Source organism: Kitasatospora sp. NPDC048286 (genome assembly GCF_043201735.1).
Taxonomy (GTDB): Bacteria; Actinomycetota; Actinomycetes; order Streptomycetales; family Streptomycetaceae; genus Kitasatospora.
The window spans coordinates 576,120-598,786 of record NZ_JBICZE010000003.1; the positions used below are offsets into that span (position 1 = coordinate 576,120).

Below are 22,667 nucleotides of genomic sequence, written 5' to 3' on the forward strand. Positions count from 1 at the left end.
CGTTCTCCGGAGGGTCGGAACTGTCAGGCGTTGGGCGCGAGTTCGGTGCCGGCGCCGCGGCGGCGGACCTTCACGAGGTCGCTGCGGAGCCCGTCCTCGGTGCCGTTCTCGGTGTCGTTCCCGCTGTCGGGCACGGTGACGGCCTCCGGGGCGGGGGCGTCCGCGCCGTGGGCGTGCCCGCCGCACGGCCCGCAGCCGCCACCGCCGCTGCCGCAGGCCGAGGCCGCGGTGCCGCAGCCGCCGGCGGCCTGGGCGGCCTCGGCGACGTCCGCGCGGTGGCGCGGCAGGGTGGCCTCGCCGGCGCCCTCGACCTCGAAGCCGGCGTCCCTGATCATGTCGAGGTCGGTCTGCCCGGCCTGGCCCTCGCTGGTCAGGTAGTCGCCGAGGAAGATGGAGTTGGCGATGTGCAGGCCGAGCGGCTGCATCGAGCGCAGGTGCACCTCGCGCCCGCCCGCGATCCGCACCTCGGTGTCCGGGTTGACGAAGCGGACCATCGCCAGGATGCGCAGGCAGCGCTGCGGGGTGAGGTTCCACTCCTTGGCCAGCGGGGTGCCCTCGAAGGGGATCAGGAAGTTGACCGGGACGGAGTCCGAGCCGAGCTCGCGCAGTGCGAACACCACGTCGACCAGGTCCTCGTCGCTCTCGCCCATGCCGGCGATCAGACCGGAGCAGGCGGACAGGCCCGCGCCGTGCGCCTTCTGCACGGTGTCCACCCGGTCCGCGTAGGTGTGGGTGGTGGCGATGTCGCCGTAGGTGCCCTCGGAGGTGTTGAGGTTGTGGTTGTAGGCGTCGGCGCCGGCCGCCTTGAGCCGCTCCGCCTGGTTGTCGGAGAGCAGGCCGAGGCAGACGCAGATCTCGACCGCGGGGTCGGCGTCCTTGATGGCGGCCATGGTGTCGGTGACCCGGTCGATGTCGCGGTCCGTCGGGCCGCGGCCGCTGGCGACCAGGCAGACCCGCTTGGCGCCGCCGGCCACCCCGGCGCGGGCGGCCTCGGCGGCCTGGTCCGGCTTGAGCCAGGTGTACTTGAGGATCTCGGCCTTGGACCCGAGCCGCTGCGAGCAGTACGAGCAGTCCTCGGGGCAGAGCCCGCTCTTCAGGTTCACCAGGTAGTTGAGCTTGACCCGGCGGCCGAACCAGCGGCGGCGCACCTTGCCGGCCGCGGCGACGACGTCGAGCAGCTCGTCGTCGGTGGTGGCGAGGACGGCCAGGGCCTCCTCGCGGGTCGGGACTTCGCCGCGCAGGCCCTTGGCGGTGAGGTTATCGAGAAGATCCATGGGGCCGATCCTGCCTGGTGGCGATCGAGCGGCGCCAGAGCAAACCCGCCAGAAGATCGGCGTGAGGATGTGCCGATTGCCACAGTGTCGAAGGTCACGGGCTCCGTTGCTGGTCATGGGCTTGACGAGGTGCCGGGCCAGAGGTTACCGGCGAGTAGTCAGCGGGTGGCGGACGGACGGTGACCGGGGTGGCGGACGGAGGGCGACCGGGGTGGCGGATGGAGTGGTGACCGGGCTGGCGGCCGGGCCGCGGACGGCTCCGGCGGACGATGATCCACAACCCCCGCCCCCGTGATCCACGCCACCCCGGGGGTGCTTAGAATCTGCGCCATGACCACGCAGGGGGAGCGCACCCCGACTCCGGGAGAGGGCCGGGACGGCCGGGCAGAGCAGCGGGTCGGCGGGGCCGCCGAGGCCGCCGACGCCGAGGGGGGAACGGACCGCGGGCGGGGCCGTCGGATGACGGCCCGTCGGGCGGCCGGCTGGATCGTCGTGGTCGGGGTGGTCGCGGGCGGGGGATGGATCATCACCCGCCCGATGCCCGGCGACTACATACCCGGGCTCGGCCCGTCCACCAAGGACGCGGCCGCGACGCCGCGGGTGGTGGGCGCCCCGCCGCCGCGCACCGACTCCGAGGCCCTCAACGTCGACACCCTCTTCCCCGCCCAGCGGCCCGTCGAGGTCGGCGCCTTCAAGGCGCGGCGCAACGGCGTCCGGCAGGGCGAGAACTGCGTCGAGGTGCTCCAGGACCGCACCCAGGACCCGCTGAAGGACACCGGCTGCCAGAGCTACCTGGCCGTCAGCTTCACCGGCCAGGACCACCCCGTGCTCAGCAGCGTCACCCTGCTGCGCTTCCCCGACCAGCCCTCCGCCGCCCGGGCCGCCGAAGCCCTGCGGGCCAAGCCCGGCGCGGTCGCCTTCACCCTCGCCGACGCCTCCACCGCCCCCACCCTGCCCCCCGGCGCCAAGCCGGGCGGCGAGCCGCGGATCGAGGCGGTCGGGCACTACGTGACGGTCACCAGCTCGCGGTCCGGCGACGGCCGCCCGGCGAGCGCCGCCCCGAGCGGCACCGGGGCGCCGGCCACGCCGCTCCCGACGACCACCGGCACGGCGCCGAGCACCGAACAGAACCTGGACGAGGCCACCCGCGCGCTCTCCTACGCGGCGGGCTCGCCGTTCGTCTGGATCTGACAAACCGCCGGAGACGACGGACTCCCCCTCGAGGACGCGGGCCGACGGGGGGAGTCCGGGGCATCGCCGGCTCGGCTCCTGAGCGTCCGGCAGGAGCCGTCGGCGGAGGCGGGTGAAGGTGGTGGGTACGGGGCGGTGCGGGAGGAAATCCCTGATCTGCCGTGCGCATGCGCGCGGGCTCGCGGCGCCTGTGTCGCACTCCAGGTCGTAGTCGCCGTGGCGGTGCGCCAGCGCGTACCGGTGCACCGCGAGGCCTGACGGCCGGTCGTCGCGGGCCCGTTGGCCGGCCCTGGCCGTGGCCGCGATCGAACGGTGGAAGCCCCTCCTGGTCCGGCGCGGCGCCGCGTCCGACTCCTCGGCCCCGAGCGGCCGCCCGGTGCGCATCGCGTTGAAGTCGTCGACCGCCAGGTGGGAGAAGACGCCGTCGTCCGGGATGTCCGACAGCTCGCGGGCAATGCTCGATGTCCCGGAGCTGGACGGACCGTTGAGGAAGATGATCCGACCGGATGGCCTGACGTCATGGTGACCTGCCACCGAGGGTGCGGGTCGGCCACTACGGGCGGGCCGGCGGGCCGGGCCGCCCTGCCGAATCTCCCGGTTCGTGACGTGATGGGCCTCTGGTGGGCGTGGGTCGCGTCACTGTCGACGGCAAGTGCCGCAGGTCAGCCGGGTGGCGGGGACGGAGGCGGGGAGGTGGCCGAAACGTTCGTATCATATGACCTGTGACATTGTTCTGACCTTCAGTCAGTGACAGGATCCACGCCAAATCTCCTTCACTCAGCCCGACTCCCCGTCGGACTGCCCCCACTCGAAGAAGGATTCGGCGTGCTCCTGCGCACTAGACTCTCCACGCTCGCAGCCGGCGTCGTCGCCTGTTGCGCCACCGCCACCGTCGTGCTGCCGGCCCAGGCCCTCGCGGCACCCGCTGCCCTCACCGCGGCCCCCGCCGCCGCCCCCGCCAAGGCCGCGACCGACCCCAACGCGCCCTCCGCTCCCGCCACCGGCGCGCGGACGGGGTCCGAGGAGCCCGCCGCGCCCGCGGCACCGCTGCCCGCCGCGCTGATCGGCGAGCGCCTGATGACCGCGTCGGCCGACACCGCTGACACGGCCGCGGCAGACGCCCCCGTCGCGGCCAAGTCCCTGGCCGCGCAGCCCTGCACCCCGGCAGACTTCGCCGCGCGCAGCGGGGCCGACCTGGTCGCGTTCATCAGGAGCTCGACCCCGGACTGCGTCCGGGGCCTGTACAGCAGCGGCGGCACCGACCCGGGCATCTTCAAGCAGTCCCGGATGTTGTCCGTCGCCGCCGCCTTCAAGGAACTGGCCGCCGGCTACACGGGCGACAACTCGACCGGCATCCAGCAGCTGGCGCTCTACCTCCAGGTCGGCTACTACATCCAGTTCAACCACCCCGACGCCACCGGCCCGTACGCCGGCGAGCTCACCACCGCCGTCCGGGCCGCCCTGGACGCCTTCTTCGCCGGCTCCCGCTGGCACGACGTCAGCGAGAGCAACGGCATCGTGCTCAAGGACGTCGTGTGGCTCACCGACAGCGCCAACGTCCAGGCCGGCTACCTGAACGCCTACAAGCGGATACTCGACGACTACGACAATTCCTACAACGCGATCCCGAAGATGGTCGGCGCGGTCAACTCCGTGCTGCAGTACCCGCTTTGGCGCGGCAACTCGAACCCGGACTTCGTCAAGGCCGTCGCCGCCGACCCGAGCGTCGCCCGCTCGCTCGCCGACTTCGCGATCAACCACAAGGACCTGATCGGCGGGTCCAACGAGGTCCTGTCCACCAACGCCGGCAACGATCTCGCCCGGCTGGCCGGGAGCGGCGCCGCCGTCGAGCCCCTGGTCAAGCCGCTGGTCAAGAAGGTGCTGGACGCCGCGCCGCTGCTGACGCCCGCCGCGCCGCTGTACGTGCACACGGCCGTCCAGGCCAACTGGTACAACGGCGGCCAGTGCTCGTACTACGGCACCTGTAACCTGCCCGCCAAGCTCACCTCGGTGGTCCTGCCGAAGCAACTGGTCTGCGACAACCGCACCATCAAGTCCCAGGCGCTGTCCGCCGAGGAACTGGCCACCGTCTGCGCCAGCCTGCGCAACCAGGACGCGCTGTTCCACGACGTGGTCAAGGACAACGGGCCGATCCCCAACCAGTACGCCCAGAACGTCACCTTCGGGATCTTCGCCAACAAGACCGACTACACCACCTACTCGTGGGCGATCTTCGGCAACGACACCGACAACGGCGGCGAGACCGTCATGGACGCCACTGACCCGAACGTGCCGGCCGTGACGGTGATGTACCAGAAGTCCTGGAACGTCAACGACCCCGCCCGGGTGTGGAACCTGAACCACGAGTACACCCACTACCTGGACAGCATCTACGACCTCAAGGGCAACTACCCCACCCAGATGTCCGTCCCGGACATCTGGTGGGTCGAGGGCCTCGCCGAGTACGTCTCGCACCGCTACCGCGGCGCCACCGACACCGACGCGATGACCCAGGCCGCCAAGCACACCTACAAGCTCAGCGACCTCTTCCAGAGCACCCCCCGCAACTCGGACTCCACCCGCGTCTACCCGTGGGGCTACCTGGCCACCCGGTACATGCTGGAGAAGCACCCGGCCGATGTCCAGGCCATGCTGACCCGCTTCCGCGCCGGTGACTACCAGGGCGGCTACGCGGTCTACAACGGCCTCGGCACCTCCTACGACGCCGACTTCGACGCCTGGCTCGACGCCTGTGCCGCCGGCGCCTGCTACAACCCCGGCCCGACCGCCCTGTTCGACACCTCGGTGAACGGCGCGACCGTCACCGCGAACGACCGCTCCGTGCAGACCGGTTCCGGCCGCATCACCGCCTGGCACTGGACCTTCGGCGACGGCACCTCCTCCGAGGAGCGTAACCCGAGCCACACCTACGCGGCCTCCGGCAGCTACACCGTCGCCCTCACCGCCACCGACGACACCGGCCGGATCTCCACCACCCCGACCACCGTCACCGTCACCGCCGACCCCGTGACCCTGCCCGCCTGCACCGAGCAGCGTGCCGACGCGATGGGCCGCAACTGCTCGCGCACCGGCCGCACCGCCACCGCCGGCAACCTCGACTACCTGTACGTCTACCTGCCCGCCGGGACCACCACGCTGAAGGTCACCACCTCCGGCGGCACCGGCACCGCGCACCTCTACTACAACGCGGACACCTGGGCGTCGCCGAAGGCCTTCACCGCCTCCTCCACTGCCACCGGCACCACCCAGTCCCTCACCGTCACCAACCCCACCGCCGGCTACCGCTACCTCAGCCTGTACGCCGTCACCGACTTCAGCGGCGTCACGGTCAGCACCCAGTTCTGACCGCCGTCCCGCCACCTCGGCGAGCGCTCGGCCGGTCCTCCCGGCCGAGCGCTCGCCTTCGTCGTGTCGGGACGGCGGTCGACGGCGGCGGCACAGGGCCCCGCCGACCACCGGACGGACAGGTCGTCGAGGGCCGTGGCAAGGCCGGGCGGACAGGCATCCGGGCCAGCCCGGGCTCAGCCGCCGAGCCGGTCCACCGAGGTCACCCGGACCACCGCCCGGCCCTCCTCGTCCGAGCCGTACAGGTCGACCTCGGCGCTGATGCCCCAGTCGTGGTCGCCCTCCGGGTCGTCGAAGATCTGCCGGACCCGCCAGGCGGAGTCCTCCTCCTCGATGATCAGCATCTTCGGGCCGCGCGCGTTCGGGCCGGTGCCCAGGTCGTCGTACTCCTCCCAGTACCCGTCCATGGCGTCCGCCCAGCGGTCCGCGTCCCAGCCGTACTCGCCGTCCAGCTCGGCGAGCTCCTCGTAGTGCTCCAGCGCGCACAGCTCGACCCGGCGGAACATCTCGTTGCGCACCAGGACGCGGAAGGCGCGGGCGTTGGCGGTGACCGGCGCCGGCTTGTCGTCCAGCCGCACCTCGGCGGCCTGCGGCTCGCTCGGGTTGGCCAGCTGCTCCCACTCGTCCAGCAGGCTGGAGTCGACCTGGCGGACCAGCTCGCCGAGCCAGGCGATGACGTCCTTGAGGTCGTCGGTCTTCACGTCCTCGGGGACGGTCTGCTCCAGCGCCTTGAACGCGCCGGCCAGGTAGCGCAGCACGATGCCCTCGGTGCGGGCCAGCTCGTAGAAGCCGACGTAGTCCGTGAAGGTCATCGCCCGCTCGAACAGGTCGCGGACCACCGACTTCGGCTGCAGCTGGTGGTCGCCGATCCACGGGTGCGCCCGGCGGTACACCTCGTAGGCGTGGGTGAGCAGCTCCTCCAGCGGCTTCGGGTAGGTGATCTCCTGGAGCCGCTCCATCCGCTCCTCGTACTCGATGCCGTCCCGCTTCATCTCGCCGACGGCCTCGCCGCGCGCCTTGTTCTGCTGTGAGGCGAGGATCTGGCGCGGGTCGTCGAGGGTCGCCTCGACGACCGAGACGACGTCCATCGCGTACGAAGGGGAGGTCGGGTCGAGCAGCTCGAAGGCGGCCAGCGCGAAGGTGGACAGCGGCTGGTTGAGCGCGAAGTTCTCCTGGAGGTCCAGGGTGAGCCGGACGATCCGGCCCTCGGCGTCCGGCTCCGGCAGCCGCTCCACCACGCCGCCCTCCAGCAGCGAGCGGTAGATGGCGATCGCGGTGCGGATGTGCCGGCGCTGCGCGGCCTTGTCCTCGTGGTTGTCGGTCAGCAGCTTGCGCATCGCCTCGAAGGCGTTGCCCGGGCGGCCGATCACCGACAGCAGCATCGCGTGGCTCACCTTGAACCGGGAGACCAGCGGCTCCGGGTCGGCGGCGATCAGCTTGTCGAAGGTCTCCTCGGTCCAGCCGACGAAGCCCTCCGGCGCCTTCTTCCGCACCACCTTGCGCTTCTTCTTCGGGTCGTCCCCGGCCTTGGCGATCGCCTTGTCGTTCTCGATCACGTGCTCCGGCGCCTGGGCGACGACCTGGCCGACGGTATCGAAGCCGGCCCGGCCGGCCCGGCCGGCGATCTGGTGGAACTCGCGGGCGCGCAGGATGCGCACCCGCTGCCCGTCGTACTTCGACAGCGCCGTGAACAGCACCGTGCGGATCGGCACATTGACGCCGACGCCGAGGGTGTCGGTGCCGCAGATGACCTTCAACAGGCCCGCCTGGGCGAGGCGTTCGACCAGCCGGCGGTACTTCGGCAGCATGCCCGCGTGGTGCACGCCGATGCCGTGGCGCACGAAACGGGACAGGTTGCGGCCGAACTTGGTGGTGAAGCGGAAGTTGCCGATCAGCTCGGCGATGGCCTCCTTCTCCGCCTTCGAGCACATGTTGATGCTCATCAGCGACTGGGCCCGCTCCACCGCCTCCTTCTGGGTGAAGTGCACGACGTAGACCGGCGCCTGGCCGGTCTGCAGCAGCTCCTCCAGGGTGTCGTGCATCGAGGTGCGGCGGTACTCGTAGAACAGCGGCACCGGGCGGGTCGCGTTGCGCACCACCGTGGTCGGCCGGCCGGTGCGGCGGGTCAGGTCCTCCTCGAAGCGGCGGACGTCGCCGAGCGTCGCGGACATCAGCAGGAACTGCGCCTGCGGGAGCTCCAGCAGCGGGATCTGCCAGGCCCAGCCGCGGTCCGGCTCGGCGTAGAAGTGGAACTCGTCCATGACCACCTGGCCGATGTCGGCCCGGGTGCCGTCGCGCAGCGCGATCTGGGCGAGCACCTCGGCGGTGCAGCAGATGATCGGCGCGGTCGGGTTCACGCTCGCGTCGCCGGTCATCATGCCGACCTGCTCGGTGCCGAACATCTTCACCAGGTCGAAGAACTTCTCCGAGACCAGCGCCTTGATCGGGGCGGTGTAGAAGGTCCGCTGCCCCTCCGCCAGCGCGGCGAAGTGCGCCCCCGCCGCCACCAGGCTCTTGCCCGACCCGGTCGGCGTCGCGAGGATCACGTTGTTCCCCGACACCAGCTCGATCAGCGCCTCCTCCTGCGCCGGGTACAGCGTGATCCCCCGCTCCTCCGCCCAGGCTGCGAACGTCTCGTACAGCGCGTCGGGGGTGGCGGGCTTCGGCATCAGATCAAGGAGGGTCACCCGGCTATCTTGCCTGCTCGCCGCCACCCCGGGCAAAGCCCGGAGCCGAGGGGAGTGGGTCGCGGGAGTGTGACGGGCCCCGTCCGCCCGGCCGCGGGGCGTTCGGGCGGCCCCGGGCGCGGGCACCGCGGCACCGACGGCGATCGGCAGGACACGGCGACGGAGCGGGCGTTCAGCCATCGGCCTTCTCCTTCGGCAGCTCGGGGACGGCGGGGGCCGCGGCGGGCAACTGAACCTGGTTGGTGCACCGGTACTCGGCGGCGGCGACCCGGGCGATCTTCAACGCGGCCCCGGCGTACGCCTGACGGGCCCCGGCCGGCGAGGCACCCTTGATCGGGTCGCCGCCGACGTCGACGCGGACGTACGGCGGGGCCTTGGTGTCGGGCTTGTCCGACGTGGGGACCTGGAAGTCGCAGCGTACGTAGAGCCGGATGCGGTGACTCTCGTCGCCGCTGGCCAGTCCCACCGCACCGGGGCCGAAGTCCAGGTCGGCGACGGGGCGGTGCTTCTCGACGTCCCGGGCGCGGTCGGCGTCGACCCCGTCCCAGGCGGGGTAGACCTGGACGTCGAGGAGGAAGCCGCCGGAACCGTCGTCCCCGTTCCAGACGACACGGCAGTCGTTACTGCGGATCCCCGGCTCGTCCGGCGCGGTCGGCGTCTGGATCCGGGCCCGCGGCACCGCCTCGTACACCTTCCCGTACTTCCCGGCCAGCGGCTTCAGGTCGTCCTTCGACAACGCCGACCAGCAGGCGCTCTGCGCGATCTCCAAGGACCGCCACGGCTGCCAGGCCCACAGCCCGCCCCCACGGCGACGGCAACGGCGAGCCCGCCCGCCAGCCACGGCAGCACCCGGGGCCGCCGCCACCACGGCGGCGGAGGCGGCGGGTCGTCAGGCGAACGGGGGATGATGTGTGCGACGTCGACCATGCTTCAGTCAGCTCCTGTTGCTCGGGGTGTCAGGAACCGACGCGGGGGGCGGTACCGGCCAGCGTCACGGGGTTCCGGCACTCGTACGCGGTCGCGGCGGCCCGGCCGATCTTGAGGGCGATGTCCGCGTAGGCCTGATGTGCCTTGCCCAGCGAGGCGCCGTGGACGACGTCCCCGGAAACCAGGACGCCGATGAACTTCGGCGGGGGCTGGTCGCTGTCGTCGCTCGGGGCGTCGTAGTCGCACGGCACGTAGAGCCGGACCGCCGCGTTTCCGGGGACGATCTTGCTGGCCGTGATCCACCCGGTCGTGTCGGCGCCGAAGTCGAGCGGGGTGACCGATCCGCTGCCGGCATCGCTCTTCCGGTCGGCGTCGATCCGGTTGCGCGCCGGTCGGACGTCCACGTCGAGCAGGATGGTCGCGTCCGGCCAGGAGACGAGGCAACGGTAGTCGCGGCTTCCCGAGGCGGGGGTGGCGATCTTGCGGGACGGCGTGGGCTCGGTGGCCTCCCCGTCCGGGCCCGCGAGCGGCTTCAGGTCGTTCGCGCTGAGCACCCCCCAGCACGCGCTCTTCGGCAGCTCCACCGACTGCCAGGGTTTCCAGGCCCACAGCCCGCCGCCCACCGCCGCGACCACGGCGAGGGCGACGACTGCGTGCCAGGGGCGGACCCGGGACCGGCGCGGGGGCGGGTCGTCCGGGGACGGCGGGATGATGTGGGCGACGTCAACCATGGCTCAGCGCTCTCGGTCGTGGCAGGTGATGGGCTCGGGGGTCAGCTCTTGTGGTAGACCGTGTCGTACGAGGTCTTGCCGCTGCTGTAGCCGGTGTTCTCCTCCTGGGCGGCTCGGCGGGCCACGTCGTTGATGTAGTTCGGGTCGGCGCCGGCGTTGCGGCCGGCATCGCGGATGGCGTCGAGGATCGCCTGCTGCGCCTTGCGCTCGGCATTCTCCATCGCGGTGCCGGCCTCGTCGCTGGCCTCGTTGTGGGTGTCCACCTTGTAGCCGTTAGCGACGTTGTCCATGATCTGGTTGACCGCGGTGTCGATGCCCTCGCCGATCAGGGGCGCTCCCCCCTTGATCGCGTCGCCGGCGAACGACCAGACCTGACCGGCGATCTCCCGCTTGGTGTCGATGGCGGTGTTGAACTCGGCGTCGCTGGCCGTGTGCTTCTGGTAGACGGCGTCGACCATGGCGCTGGTGATCAGACCGTTGACCTGCCCGGCGGGCTTGGCGATGTTCTCGACCGCCAGGGCCAGGTCCTTGTGCAACTCTGGGTGGGCCAGCACGTCCTGGATCTGGGCCGTGGTGTACGCCTGCTGCCCGGCCGCGATCGAGGCGTAGGCGTCCGGGTCCTGTCCGAGTGCGCCGAGCAGACGCGCGACATTGGACTGGCCGAAGTGCTGCGAGTCGGCGCCCGGTCCCTCCAACGCGCCTTGGATGTCGCCGATGTAGTTGGCGGTCATGTTCCCTAGGCTGCCGTTGAGGTTCGCGAACAGGCCGCCCTTGAGCAGGTCCGGGCCGTCCTTGGTGCCGAACTGTTCCACCACCTTGGTCATGATGTCGTTCATCGCGGCGGTGTGCTGGGGGAACTTGCCGTCGACGTCGTCGTACGCCCTGCCCGTCGTGGCCGCCTCCAGGGCGTGGCCCAGCGCGCTGACGTCGAACGGGTCGGCGGTGCCCGGGTTGGGCCGGGGCGGGTACTGCTGGTCGATCAGGATCGACCGCGGGCCGGTGTCGGTGAGCATCTTGAGGTAGGTGTTCTCGCCACCGGTGCTCTTGACGGTGCCGTCCGGGTTGAAGGTGGCCGGCGCGTCGTGGAAGAACTTGGTGGCGGCCTCGGGGCTGTGGCCGAGACCTTCCAGGATCGCGGACATCGGGTTGATGCCCCTGATGTTCCCGTCCTTGTCGGGCACGCCGATGAACTTGAGCTCGGTGAACGGGTACGTGGCCTTGGCGGCCGCGTCCCAGCGCATCGGGTTCTCCTGGGTGAGCTGGGTGATGTGCTGGGCGACCGGGACGAGGAAGTGGTCGTCGTACTTCCCGTTCCGCAGCAGGTTGGCCATGATCTGGTAGCCGTACGGGCTGTGCGCGGGGTTGCCACCCGCCGGGACGGGGATCTGCGTGGCGCCGGCCGCGCGGAACCGCTTCTCCCACTCGTCCGACACGTGCACCGACTGCTTGGTGTCGGTCGCGGTGGCCAGGGTCAGGCCCAGGCCCTGCTGGATGCCCTTGATGGCCGCGCTGCGGGCCGGGCTGTTGGCGAAGTCGCCGCTCTGCGCCATCGCGCCGTACTTGGCCATGAACGTCGCCGGGTCCTGGTTGCCGTAGAAGGAGGTGGCGAACCGCGGGTCGTTCTTGTGGTGGTCCAGGATGTCCTGGAGGTGCTTGAGCTGGGCGTCGGAGGCCTGGGCGCCGAGGCCCAGGATGTAGGTGGCGGCCTTGGCCTCCTCCTCCGCGATGCCGCCGACGGGGTTGGCGTTGAACGCGGTGCCGTCGCTGCCGGTGTCGTCGCCCAGGGCCCTGGAGGCGTCCTGGTCGGCCTCGGTGGCGCGGTCGATCGCGTCGCCTATCGCCTTGGCGGCGGTCTCGGCCTTGGCCTTCCAGCTGTTGGCGTACTCGGGGTCCTTCTTGTCGGCCGGGTTGGTGGCCGGCGGCCAGTGCACGGCGCCCTGGTCGTCGACGGTGAGGCCCTCGTGGGTGGCGTTCTGGACGGCGGTGGTGAGGTCCTTCTTCGCCGCCGTGATCTCGGTGTGGGCGTCGCGGAGCGTCTTGGCCAGGGCCGAGGCCTCCTCGAAGGCCGCGTGGATCTGGTCGCGGGCCCAGGTGAGCTTGGCGTCGGCGAGGCCGGCGGCGTCGCCGTGCCAGCCGGACTGCTGGATGGTGCCGATGACCTCGTTCTGCATCCGCTGGGTGAGGTCCCACTTGCGGACGAGGGTCTCGAAGTCGCCCGCCGCGGAGGCGAGGCCGCCGAGGTCGACCTGCTGGAGCTGACTGAATGTGACCATGGTGGTGCGGTGTCCCCCCGTTTGCGCCGGCGCTAGCTGCCGGCGCCCTGCGGCTTGTTGAAGTTGGCCTGGATGTCCGAGTCGGTCTTGCTGTAACTCTGGGCCGTGGTCTGCAGGTTGGTGCCGATGTCGCCGACGGTGGTCTGCAGTCCGCCGGACTGGCTGGTCCAGGTGCCCCAGGCGGCGGTGAGCGCGCCGCCGAGGTTCCAGCCCTTGAGGGAGCCGGCCGCGGCGTTGACGTGCTCGCCGGGCTGGTCGCACTCGGTCTTGACGGCGTCCCGCAGGGCGAGGGCGTTCTGCGCGGCCTGCTGGAGCACGCCGGCGTTCACGGCGATGGTCTTGCCGCCGCCCGCCGGGTTCAACGAGACCGGCGCGGAGTTGGCCCCGGCGAGGTCCGGGAACTGCTTCTTCGCCTCTTCGGTCAGATTGCCCTTGTCGTCAAAGAGCCACGGATTCATGCGACGCTCGAATTCGAGGTCGGTCATTGTTTGCCCCCCGGATAAAGATCGGCATGGATCGTACTATTTTTGCGGCGCGGATTTCGGTGAATTGAATATTGACACTCCGTTAACACCTGGTGAATCACCACAAGAGTGGCCCGTCCGCAATGTGCCGATCCGCACATTGCCCCGCACACGGCGGCATGCCAGAGTGCCGAGCATGAACCATCCGCTCGCGGCCGAGCCGCGCCCCGCCGCCACCGACCTCGCCCCCGCCCCCGCGCGCGTCTTCGACTGGCTCGACGAGACGGCCGCGATGCGCGCGGAGGCGGGGCTGACGCGGACGCTGCGCAGCCGGGCGGCGGACGACGCGGTGCTGGACCTCGCCGGCAACGACTACCTGGGGCTGACCAGGCACCCGGTGGTCACCCGGGCCGCCGCGGACGCGGCGCTGCGCTGGGGCGGAGGTTCGACGGGCTCGCGGCTGGTGACGGGGACGACGGCCCTGCACACCGAACTCGAGGAGGAGCTGGCCGAGTTCTGCGGGGCGGAGGCCGCGCTGGTGTTCTCCTCCGGATACACGGCCAACCTCGCGGCGCTGACGGCCCTCACCGACCCGGACACCCTGATCGTCTCCGACGCCTACAACCACGCCTCGCTGATCGACGGCTGCCGGCTCTCCCGCGCCGACGTCCACCGGGCCCCGCACAGCGCCCCGGCGGCCGTCGCCGAGGTGCTCGCCGGGCGGACGCAGCCGCGGGCGCTGGTGGTCACCGACTCGGTGTTCTCGGTGGACGGCGACGCGGCCCCGCTGCCCGGGCTGTCCGAGGCCGTCCGCGCGCACGGCGCCGCGCTGCTGGTGGACGACGCGCACGGGCTGGGCGTACTCGGCCCCGGCGGCACCGGGGCGCTCGCCGCGGCCGGCCTCGCCGGGCAGCCGGACGTCGTGGCCACCGCCACCCTCTCCAAGTCGCTCGGCTCGCAGGGCGGCGTCGTCCTCGGCCCGCGCCGGGTGATCCGGCACCTCACCGAGACCGCCCGCACCTTCATCTTCGACACCGGTCTCGCCCCGGCCGCCGCCGGCGCCGCCCTCGCCGCCCTGCGGCTGCTGCGCGCCGAGCCGGCCCGCGCCGAGCGCGCCCGCGAGGTCGCCCGCACCCTGGCCCGGCAGCTCACCGCCGCCGGCCTGCACAGCTGCGAGCCCGAGGCCGCGGTCGTCTCCGTCCGCGCCCCGGGCCCGGAGGCCGCCGTCGCCTGGGCCGCCGACTGCCGGCGCGCGGGCCTCGCCGTCGGCTGCTTCCGCCCGCCGTCCGTCCCGGACGGCATCTCCCGGCTGCGGCTCACCGCCCGGGGAGACCTGACGGACGGCCAGATCGCCGAGGCCGTCCGCATCGTCGCCGAGCTGGCCCCGCCCGGCGCCCGGGCCTGAGGCTCCGCAGCGAAGGGGACGGCTGACTACTTCTTCTTCGCCCGGCTCGGCTGGACCCGGGGCGGCTCGCCCTTCGCCTTGGGGTGGTCGGGCGGGTAGGGGAGTTCGTCGAGGCCCTCGTCGTGGAGCTGCTTCTCGTAGAGCTCCAGCAGGGCCTCCAGGCGGAACGCGTGCTGCTCCATCTCGGCGTTCAGGTCGCCGAGTTCGGCGAAGCGGGCCGGGACGGTGCGCAGGTCGAAGTCCTCGGGGGCGGCGTCGTCGAGTTCCTCCCAGCGCAGCGGGGCGGAGGCGGTGGCGCGGGGGCGGGCGCGCAGCGAGTAGGCGGAGGCGATGGTGCGGTCGCGGGCCATCTGGTTGTAGTCGACGAAGATCCGCTCGCCGCGTTCCTCCTTCCACCAGGCGGTGGTGACCTTCCCGGGCATCCGCTGCTCCAGCACCCGGCCGAGCGCGATCACGGCGTGCCGTCCGTCAGTGAAGGTCCACTCGGGCGCGAGCGGCACGTAGACGTGCAGTCCGCGCCCGCCGGAGGACTTGGGCCAGCCGCGCAGCCCGTACTCCTCCAGCAGGGCGCGCAGTTCGTGGGCGGCGCGGACGGCGTCGTGGAAGTCGGTGCCGGGCTGCGGGTCGAGGTCGATCCGCAGTTCGTCCACGTGGCCGGTGTCGGAGCGGCGGACCGGCCAGGGGTGGAAGGTGAGGCAGCCCAAGTTGGCCGCCCACAGCACGGCGGCCGGCTCGGTGGGGCAGATCTCGTCGGCGGAGCGGCCGCTGGGGAACTCGATCCGGGCGGTGGGCAGCCACTCCGGCAGGCCCTTGGGTGCTCGCTTCTGGTAGAAGAACTCGCCGTCCACCCCGTCCGGGAAGCGCTGCAGGGTGGTCGGCCGGTCGCGCAGCCCGCGCAGCACCCCGTCGGCGACGGACAGGTAGTACTGCGCGACGTCCAGCTTGGTGAAGCCGCGCTCGGGGTAGTACACCTTGTCCGGGTTCGACAGCCGGACGGTGCGCCCGGCGACTTCCAGTTCCACGGCTGAGCCCATGCCCCTCACGCTAAGCGCGGTACGCCCGGCGCGCGCCCCGAGGCGAACCGGGTGAGGATCGGTCGCATGGACCTGCCCGTGATGCCACCGGTGGCGCCGATGCTCGCCAAATCCGTCGCCGAGATCCCGCCCGGGATGCAGTACGAGGCCAAGTGGGACGGCTTCCGTTCGATCGTGTTCCGCGACGGCGACGAGGTGGAACTCGGCAGCCGCACCGGCAAGCCGCTGACCAGGTACTTCCCCGAGCTGGTCGAGGCGTTGAGGCGGGAGCTGCCGCCGCGCTGCGTGCTGGACGGCGAGGTGGTGATCGCCCGGGAGGGGCGGCTGCGCTTCGAGGAACTGCTGGAGCGCATCCACCCCGCCGCGAGCCGGGTGAAGCTGCTCGCCGAGCGGACCCCGGCCTCCTTCGTCGCCTTCGACCTGCTCGCCCTCGGCGACGAGAGCCTGCTGGACGAGCCGCTGTCGGTCCGCCGCCCGGCCCTGGAGGCCGCGCTCGCCGGCGCCGCCGACCCGGTGTTCACCGCCCCCGCCGCCACCGACCTCGACCTCGCCCGGACCTGGTTCGCCGAGTTCGAGGGCGCCGGGCTGGACGGGGTGGTCGCCAAGCCGCTGGACCAGCCGTACCGGCCGGGGGAGCGGACCATGTACAAGATCAAGCACGAGCGCACCGCCGACTGCGTGGTGGCCGGCTACCGGGAGCACAAGAGCGGCCCGGTGGTCGGCTCGCTGCTGCTCGGCATCTTCGACGACGACGGCAGGCTCCAGCACGTCGGCGTCTGCGCCGCCTTCTCGATGGCCCGCCGCCGCGAACTCGCCGAGGAGCTGGCCCCGTTGCGGATGGCGGACGTCTCCGGGCACCCCTGGGGCGCCTGGGCGGACGAGGCCGCGCACGCCGAGGGCCGGCTGCCGGGCGCCGTCAGCCGCTGGACCGGCGGCAAGGACCTCTCCTGGATTGCGCTGCGCCCCGAGCGGGTGGTCGAGGTCGCGTACGACCACATGGAGGGCACCCGGTTCCGGCACACCGCGCAGTTCCGCCGCTGGCGGCCGGACCGCACGCCGGAGAGCTGCACCTACGCGCAGTTGGAGGAGCCGGTCTCGTACGACCTCGGCAGGGTGCTGGGGATCTGACGCGACGCCGACGTTCCGCCGACGCACTGTCGGCGGAACGTCGGCGAAGCGCTTGGAACGTGCTTCAGGAGAGGTGCAGCGTGGCGGCGCCGGTGGGTGAGGCCGTGGGGGACGGGGTCTGCGTGACCATCGGATTCGGCGACGGCGAGGCGGTGGGCGACGCCGGCGGCGAGATCGTCGGTGACGTGGTCGGCGAGGTCGTCGGCGAGGGGGAGGCCGTCGGTGAGCCCGTCGGCGAGGGGGAGCCCGTCGGCGAGCCCGTGGCGGGCGCGGTGGGCAGCGCGTAGACGTTGTTCGGCGAGACGATCTGGGTGATCGCCCGGGCCACGAACGTCGAGGGTTCCGAACCGTCGTGGGTGATGTCGGTGTTGAGCAGGATGACCAGGTTGGCCTTCGCCTCCGGCAGGTAGAGCACCACGGCCTCGTACCCGGGCAGCGAGCCGTTGTGGCCGATCCAGCCGTGGGTGGTGAACACCCCGAAGCCGTAGCCCAGGTCGGGGGTGTCTCCGGTGGACTTGAACTTCAGCCGCTCCGCCTGGGTGGCGGGTTTGAGCAGCGGCTCGCCGGTGGCCAGCACCTTCGACCAGGTCTGCAGGTCCGCGAGGTCGGAGATGGCGGCGCCGGCCGCCCAACCCCAGGACGGGTTCCAGGTGGTGGCGTCCTCGACGGTGCCGCTGGCCGTCTGGTTGGTGTATCCGTGGGCGTGCGGGTCGGGGAAGGTCGCGTCGGTCGGCAGGCTGGTCTTGGTGAGCCCGGCCGGGGCGAACACCTGCTGGTCCAGGAAGTCCTGGAGCGGCTGCCCGCCGACCTTCTCGACCACCAGGCCGAGCAGGATCAGGTTGGTGTTGGAGTACTCGAACTTGGCGTCCGGCGCGAAGTTCGCCGGGTGCTTGAACGCGAACCCGAGCAACTGGTCCGGGCTGAAGGGCCGGTTCGGGTCGTTGAAGACCGCATTCTGGAAGTCGGAGTCCAGGGTGTAGTTGAACAGGCCGCTGCGCATCTCGCCGAGCTGACGCAGGGTGATGCCGTCGCCGCCGGGCACGTTCGGGACGTACTTGGAGATCGAGTCGTCCAGGCCGAGCTTGCCCTGGTCGACGAGCCGCAGGATGCCGGTGGCCGTGAAGGTCTTGGTCACGCTGCCGACCCGCATGTACAGGTCGGGCGACATCGGCGTCCCGGCGTCCTTGTCGGCGACGCCGAAGGTGCGCTGGTAGCTGCCGTCGGGGGTGGTGTAGCCGACGATCACCCCGGGGATGGCGGCCTCGCTCATCGCCTGCTTGATCGCGGTGTCCAGCCGGCTCATGACGTCCGGGGTGAGCGCCATCACTCCGCCGGTGGGGCTGCCGGTCGGCGTGGCGGTCGGGCTGAGCGCGGCCGGCTCGGCGGTGACCGCCGGACCGGCCTGCGCGGGCGACGAGTCCCCGGAGCAGGCGGAGACGGCGAGCAGGCCGCTCAGCGCGAGGGCGGCGGAGGCCGCCCGTACGGACCTGGGCACGGCCGGACGCGGAGAGCGGGGTACCCGTACGGAGCGGGGAACGGCCGGTCGGGGCCGTCGGGTGTCGGTCATCGGCGCAGGCGCCTCTCTGGGGCGGGCGGCCCCTTGGCGACGAAGGGCCCCGGAGCGCGGCTCGGCCGGGTCGGAGCGCTGCTCCACGGGGCCGCGGGGGAGCGTCGCCACCGTAAGCACCGCCGCCGTCCGGCCGCGCGCGGGTCCGTGTCCGGCTGGACCGAACGGGAGCACCGTCAGCCGAGTGCCCCGCCCGGCTGGCGGCCCGCCGTCAGCCACCCCGGGGCCGTGGTCGGCCCCCGTCGGAGTCGCGCCCCCCGTCTCTGCGCTCGGCCCCGTCTCTGCGCTCGGCCCCGTCTTCGCGCTCGCCCCCGTCGGAGTCACGCCCGCCGCCTCCGCGCTCGGCCGGACGGGTGAGCACCGGCACGCCGCAGCGGCCTGCGGGCGCGGCTCGGGCACGATCGTTCAGCCCAGCTGTGGCCGCCCTTAAGAATTCCTCGATGGACCGCGCCCCCTCCGACCAGGCAGATTGCTGCCTGCCCGGAGCGCGCCCCGTCAGGAGCGGCCGAACCGGGCCCCCTCGGCCTGCCCCCGCACCCGCAGGCCGTTCCACCCGCACGTCAGGAGCCGCCGTGAAGGCACTCGTCAAGCAGCAGGCCGAGCCCGGGCTCTGGCTGATGGACGTCCCCATGCCCGAGATCGGCCCCGGCGAGGTGCTGATCAAGGTGCTGCGGACCGGTATCTGCGGCACCGACCTGCACATCCGCAAGTGGGACGGCTGGGCCCAGCAGACCATCAGGACCCCGCTGGTGCTGGGCCACGAGTTCGTCGGCGAGGTCGCCGAGATCGGTGTCGGCGTCGCGGACATCGCGATCGGCGACCTGGTCAGCGGCGAGGGCCACCTGGTCTGCGGCAAGTGCCGCAACTGCCTGGCCGGCCGGCGCCACCTGTGCCGCAACACCGTCGGCCTGGGCGTCAACCGCGACGGCGCCTTCGCCGAGTACGTGGCCCTGCCCGCCTCCAACGTCTGGGTGCACCGGGTGCCGGTCGACCTGGACGTGGCCGCGATCTTCGACCCGTTCGGCAACGCCGTGCACACCGCGCTGTCCTTCCCGCTGGTCGGTGAGGACGTGCTGGTCACCGGCGCCGGCCCGATCGGCATCATGGCCGCCGCCGTCGCCAAGCACGCCGGCGCCCGCAACGTGATGATCACCGACGTCTCCTCGTACCGCCTCGACCTGGCCCGCGAGGTCGGCGTGACGCTGGCGCTGGACGTCTCCCAGCACACCATCGAGGAGGGCCAGCAGAAGCTCGGCCTGCGCGAGGGCTTCGACGTCGGCCTGGAGATGTCCGGCCGCCCCGAGGCGATGCAGTCGATGATCGCCAACATGACCCACGGCGGGAAGATCGCCATGCTCGGCCTGCCCGCCGAGCAGTTCCCGGTGGACTGGGCCTCGATCGTCACCTCGATGATCACCATCAAGGGCATCTACGGCCGCGAGATGTTCGAGACCTGGTACGCGATGTCCGTGCTGCTGGAGGGTGGCCTGGACCTCAGCCCGGTGATCACCGGCCGCTACGCTGCCACCGACTTCGAGGCCGCCTTCGACGACGCCGCGAGCGGCAACTGCGGCAAGATCATCCTCGACTGGACCGCCTGAGCCACCCCGCCGACGCAAAAGGAGCCTGCTGTGTTCGACAACGTGCGCGCCGACATCGCCACGACCCTCGACGAGATCCGCGAGGCCGGCCTGTTCAAGCCCGAGCGGGTGATCGGCTCCCCGCAGAGCGCCGCGGTCACCGTCACCGGCGGTGGCAAGCCGGGTCAGGTGCTGAACTTCTGCGCCAACAACTACCTGGGCCTCGCCGACGATCCCGAGGTGATCGCCGCCGCCAAGAAGGCCCTGGACGACTGGGGCTACGGCATGGCCTCGGTCCGCTTCATCTGCGGCACCCAGGACGTCCACAAGGAGCTGGAGGACCGCCTCTCGGCCTTCCTCGGCCAGGAGGACACGATCCTCTACTCCTCCTGCTTCGACGCCAACGGCGGTGTCTTCGAGACCCTGCTGGACGACCGTGACGCCGTCATCTCCGACGCGCTGAACCACGCCAGCATCATCGACGGCATCCGGCTCAGCAAGGCCCGCCGCCACCGCTACGCCAACCGCGACCTCGCCGACCTGGAGAAGCAGCTCCAGGACACCCAGGACGCCCGCCGCCGCCTGATCGTCACCGACGGCGTGTTCTCGATGGACGGCTACGTCGCCCCGCTGCGCGAGATCTGCGACCTGGCCGACCGCTACGACGCCATGGTCATGGTGGACGACTCGCACGCCGTCGGCTTCGTCGGCGCGGGCGGCCGCGGCACCCCCGAACTGCACGGCGTGATGGACCGCGTGGACATCATCACCGGCACCCTCGGCAAGGCGCTCGGCGGTGCCTCCGGCGGCTACATCGCCGCCCGGCGGGAGATCGTCGCCCTGCTGCGCCAGCGCTCCCGCCCGTACCTGTTCTCCAACTCGCTGGCCCCGGTGATCGCGGCCGCCTCGCTCAAGGTGCTCGACCTGGTCGAGAAGTCCAACGAGCTGCGCGAGCGGCTGGCGGCCAACACCGCGCTGTTCCGGACGAAGATGACCGAGGCCGGGTTCGAGATCCTGCCCGGCGACCACCCGATCGCCCCGGTGATGATCGGCGACGCGGCCAAGGCCGGCCGGCTCGCCGAACTGCTGCTGGAGCGCGGCGTGTACGTGATCGGCTTCTCCTACCCGGTGGTGCCGCACGGCCAGGCCCGGATCCGGGTGCAGCTGTCCGCGGCGCACTCCACCGAGGACGTCGAGCGCGCCGTCGCGGCCTTCGTGGACGCGCGCGCCGCGCTGGGCGAGTAACCCCACCCCAGGCTGCCCGCGGGCCGGACCGCTCGGAACCGGACCGGCCCGCGGGCTCACAAGGCACGCCCTCACCCTGCGGTGGAGGCGAATCGATTCGCCTCCACCGCAGGGCCCAGAACCACCTGCCCCACCCTCCCGCTGCGGGGGCGGGACGCCGGCCCGGCCGACGTCCCGCCCCCGTCGCGGTTCCTCCGGGGGCGGGTTACCGCTCGTCGCCGTCCTCGCCCTGGTCGTCGCCGTCGCCCCGGTGGAGCCCGGTGGGCTTGGCGAACACCTGGTAGTGCTCGCCCGCCGGGCCGTTGCTGCCGGCGACCAGGTTGCCGCCGGTCGAGTCGAACACCACGGTGGTGCCGGCGGCCGACACGAACGGCTGGTTCGACGCGCCGTTGCCGAACGAGCCGTCCGGCGCGGTGGCGACCCGCTCGGTGCGGCCGGTGCGCAGGTCCTGGCGGTAGACGTCCCAGCCCGGGTGCTGCGGGCCGGGGACCAGGTTGTCGGCGGCGGACTCGAAGTACAGCCAGCGGTTGTCGGCGGTGATCGAGCCGTGGTCGGAGGAGCCGACCGAACTGGTGCCGGGCAGGCCGCCGCTGACCTTCGTCACGACACCCGTGCGCAGGTCCCGGACGTACAGCACGGTGTGGTACCGGTGGCCGCCGGTCGAGCCGCCGGGCTCGGGCAGGGTGTAGATCGCGTGCCGCCCGTCGGGGCTGATCGTCGCCTCGAAGCTGGAGTGGCCGATCGCGCCGTCGAGGCCCACGCTCACCGGCGTGATCGTCCCGGAGCGGACGTCGTAGGTGTAGTAGACGGCGGAGGTCGGGTTGGACGCGAGCGGCTGCGCCACGTTCCGCGGGGCGCTGTGGCGCGCGGCCTCGGCGGCGCCCGGGGTGAGCTCGACGTCGGCGGCCGCGGCGGCCGCGGCGGCCGCGGCGGCGAGGTCGGGGGTCTGCTCGGGCGGCAGCAGGGCGGAGATGGAGCCGAAGCCGATGGTGCGGCCGTCCGCGCTGATCGTCGGGCGGAAGGACGTGAGCTCGCCCGGCCTGCCGTTCACGTCGTGGGAGACCAGGCGGGTGGTGTGGGTCCAGCGGTCGGTGAGGTAGACGTTGATCTTCCAGGTGTACGGCCTGGCGAGCGAGGGGCCGGCGGTGGGCTCCGGCTCCACGACGGTCGGGTCCAGGTCGTTCCGCGAGGACACGTAGACCACGTACCGGCCGTTCCCGCTGACCTGCGCGTTGTACGAGTAGTGGTACTTGTCCTTGTCGGTGTTGGTGGGGCTGCTGCTGACCAGCTCGGTGCGGCCGGTCCTGCGGTCCCTGATGTACACCTCGGTGCGGTCCTTGACCTGCGCGCCGGGCGCCACGTTCTCGCCTTCGCTCTCGAAGACGACGTAGCGGCCGTCGGCGCTGATCCCGGCCTGGTCGGTCGAGCCGCTCGGCGCCGCACCCGAGTCGGACAGGTTGACCTGCTCGACGCGGCCGGTGCGCAGGTCCTTCACGTAGGCGTTGCTCCAGCCCACCGGGGGCTGGGGCAGCAGGTTCGTGGCCCGGGACGTGAACAGCGCGTAGCGGCCGTCGGCGCTGAGGCCCTGGGCCGAGGACCCGTTGTCGGGCGCGGTGCCGTCGACCCCGGTGCTGACCTGTGCGGTGCCACGTGGCGGCGGGGCGGCCTGGGCGGGCGCGGCAGTGACGGCCAGTACGGCGGCGGCGGCCAGCACGCCGCCGCCCGCCGACCACCGGTTGCGGGTGGTACGTGTCATGAGGTTGTTCCTCCCCAGCGATCGCCCGGCCGGGCTCCC

The 22,667-nt window shown here is 72.1% G+C and carries 15 protein-coding genes and 1 pseudogene; 6 read left to right on the top strand and 10 right to left on the bottom strand.

Annotation, left to right across the window (positions count from 1 at the left end; translation table 11 throughout):
• Window positions 1-23: 23 nt before the first annotated feature.
• Complete coding sequence (bioB, locus tag ACGF13_RS09830) at window positions 24-1,274, bottom strand: biotin synthase BioB (RefSeq protein WP_392871163.1); 1,251 nt, start codon at window positions 1,272-1,274, stop codon at window positions 24-26.
• 330 nt (window positions 1,275-1,604) lie between these two features.
• Between bioB and ACGF13_RS09835 the strand changes: the two genes are divergently transcribed.
• Window positions 1,605-2,465 (top strand): hypothetical protein, encoded by an 861-nt coding sequence (locus ACGF13_RS09835; RefSeq protein WP_392871166.1) that lies wholly within the window; start codon window positions 1,605-1,607, stop codon window positions 2,463-2,465.
• A gap of 72 nt (window positions 2,466-2,537) precedes the next feature.
• Here ACGF13_RS09835 and ACGF13_RS09840 read toward each other — a convergent pair.
• Window positions 2,538-2,999: pseudogene (locus ACGF13_RS09840) on the bottom strand (chloramphenicol phosphotransferase); the annotation flags it as partial.
• Between the two features lie 291 nt (window positions 3,000-3,290).
• Here ACGF13_RS09840 and ACGF13_RS09845 point away from each other — a divergent pair.
• Complete coding sequence (locus ACGF13_RS09845) at window positions 3,291-5,831, top strand: collagenase (RefSeq protein WP_392871168.1); 2,541 nt, start codon at window positions 3,291-3,293, stop codon at window positions 5,829-5,831.
• A 176-nt stretch (window positions 5,832-6,007) separates the two neighbouring features.
• Here ACGF13_RS09845 and ACGF13_RS09850 read toward each other — a convergent pair whose 3' ends face one another.
• The 5 genes from ACGF13_RS09850 to ACGF13_RS09870 all read right to left on the bottom strand — a co-directional run bounded on the left by ACGF13_RS09850 (window position 6,008) and on the right by ACGF13_RS09870 (window position 12,934).
• On the bottom strand, window positions 6,008-8,500 hold the full coding sequence (locus ACGF13_RS09850; protein ID WP_392871666.1) for a DEAD/DEAH box helicase: 2,493 nt from the start codon (window positions 8,498-8,500) through the stop codon (window positions 6,008-6,010).
• A gap of 190 nt (window positions 8,501-8,690) precedes the next feature.
• Window positions 8,691-9,287 carry a hypothetical protein gene (locus tag ACGF13_RS09855; protein ID WP_392871171.1) on the bottom strand — a complete coding sequence of 199 codons (597 nt, stop codon included), beginning with the start codon at window positions 9,285-9,287 and terminating at the stop codon, window positions 8,691-8,693.
• Between the two features lie 187 nt (window positions 9,288-9,474).
• On the bottom strand, window positions 9,475-10,176 hold the full coding sequence (locus ACGF13_RS09860) for a hypothetical protein (protein ID WP_392871174.1): 702 nt from the start codon (window positions 10,174-10,176) through the stop codon (window positions 9,475-9,477).
• Window positions 10,177-10,217: 41 nt separating this feature from the next.
• The gene (locus ACGF13_RS09865; RefSeq protein WP_392871177.1) at window positions 10,218-12,449 is read right to left on the bottom strand and encodes a hypothetical protein; all 2,232 of its coding nucleotides are present in this window, start codon (window positions 12,447-12,449) and stop codon (window positions 10,218-10,220) included.
• A gap of 32 nt (window positions 12,450-12,481) precedes the next feature.
• A complete protein-coding gene (locus ACGF13_RS09870) occupies window positions 12,482-12,934 on the bottom strand; it encodes a WXG100 family type VII secretion target (RefSeq protein WP_392871179.1) in 453 nt (150 codons plus the stop codon).
• Between the two features lie 175 nt (window positions 12,935-13,109).
• On the opposite strand from ACGF13_RS09870, the gene ACGF13_RS09875 reads away from it, so the two are divergent.
• On the top strand, window positions 13,110-14,318 hold the full coding sequence (locus ACGF13_RS09875; protein ID WP_392871182.1) for an 8-amino-7-oxononanoate synthase: 1,209 nt from the start codon (window positions 13,110-13,112) through the stop codon (window positions 14,316-14,318).
• 26 nt (window positions 14,319-14,344) lie between these two features.
• Here ACGF13_RS09875 and ligD read toward each other — a convergent pair whose 3' ends face one another.
• Window positions 14,345-15,352, bottom strand: coding sequence for a non-homologous end-joining DNA ligase (gene ligD, locus ACGF13_RS09880; RefSeq protein WP_392871185.1), 1,008 nt, complete (start codon window positions 15,350-15,352; stop codon window positions 14,345-14,347).
• 66 nt (window positions 15,353-15,418) lie between these two features.
• Between ligD and ACGF13_RS09885 the strand changes: the two genes are divergently transcribed.
• Window positions 15,419-16,480 carry an ATP-dependent DNA ligase gene (locus ACGF13_RS09885; protein WP_392871188.1) on the top strand — a complete coding sequence of 354 codons (1,062 nt, stop codon included), beginning with the start codon at window positions 15,419-15,421 and terminating at the stop codon, window positions 16,478-16,480.
• Window positions 16,481-16,544: 64 nt separating this feature from the next.
• On the opposite strand, the gene ACGF13_RS09890 is transcribed toward ACGF13_RS09885, so the two are convergent.
• On the bottom strand, window positions 16,545-17,975 hold the full coding sequence (locus ACGF13_RS09890; protein WP_392871191.1) for a serine hydrolase domain-containing protein: 1,431 nt from the start codon (window positions 17,973-17,975) through the stop codon (window positions 16,545-16,547).
• A 644-nt stretch (window positions 17,976-18,619) separates the two neighbouring features.
• On the opposite strand from ACGF13_RS09890, the gene tdh reads away from it, so the two are divergent.
• Both tdh and ACGF13_RS09900 read left to right on the top strand, forming a co-directional pair.
• Window positions 18,620-19,648 (top strand): L-threonine 3-dehydrogenase, encoded by a 1,029-nt coding sequence (tdh, locus tag ACGF13_RS09895; RefSeq protein ID WP_392871193.1) that lies wholly within the window; start codon window positions 18,620-18,622, stop codon window positions 19,646-19,648.
• Window positions 19,649-19,678: 30 nt separating this feature from the next.
• Window positions 19,679-20,872, top strand: a complete 1,194-nt coding sequence (locus ACGF13_RS09900) for a glycine C-acetyltransferase (RefSeq protein ID WP_392871195.1) — start codon at window positions 19,679-19,681, stop codon at window positions 20,870-20,872.
• A gap of 205 nt (window positions 20,873-21,077) precedes the next feature.
• Here ACGF13_RS09900 and ACGF13_RS09905 read toward each other — a convergent pair whose 3' ends face one another.
• A complete protein-coding gene (locus ACGF13_RS09905; protein WP_392871198.1) occupies window positions 21,078-22,628 on the bottom strand; it encodes a TolB family protein in 1,551 nt (516 codons plus the stop codon).
• Between the last annotated feature and the right edge of the window lie 39 nt (window positions 22,629-22,667).

Coding starts and splice junctions, on each gene's coding strand:
- ACGF13_RS09885 (WP_392871188.1), top strand. CDS start 15,419: ATGGACCTGCCCGTGATGCCACCGGTGGCGCCGATGCTCGCCAAATCC.
- ACGF13_RS09850 (WP_392871666.1), bottom strand. CDS start 8,500: ATGCCGAAGCCCGCCACCCCCGACGCGCTGTACGAGACGTTCGCAGCC.
- ACGF13_RS09835 (WP_392871166.1), top strand. CDS start 1,605: ATGACCACGCAGGGGGAGCGCACCCCGACTCCGGGAGAGGGCCGGGAC.
- bioB (WP_392871163.1), bottom strand. CDS start 1,274: ATGGATCTTCTCGATAACCTCACCGCCAAGGGCCTGCGCGGCGAAGTC.
- ACGF13_RS09875 (WP_392871182.1), top strand. CDS start 13,110: ATGAACCATCCGCTCGCGGCCGAGCCGCGCCCCGCCGCCACCGACCTC.
- ligD (WP_392871185.1), bottom strand. CDS start 15,352: ATGGGCTCAGCCGTGGAACTGGAAGTCGCCGGGCGCACCGTCCGGCTG.
- ACGF13_RS09870 (WP_392871179.1), bottom strand. CDS start 12,934: ATGACCGACCTCGAATTCGAGCGTCGCATGAATCCGTGGCTCTTTGAC.
- ACGF13_RS09860 (WP_392871174.1), bottom strand. CDS start 10,176: ATGGTTGACGTCGCCCACATCATCCCGCCGTCCCCGGACGACCCGCCC.
- ACGF13_RS09865 (WP_392871177.1), bottom strand. CDS start 12,449: ATGGTCACATTCAGTCAGCTCCAGCAGGTCGACCTCGGCGGCCTCGCC.
- ACGF13_RS09905 (WP_392871198.1), bottom strand. CDS start 22,628: ATGACACGTACCACCCGCAACCGGTGGTCGGCGGGCGGCGGCGTGCTG.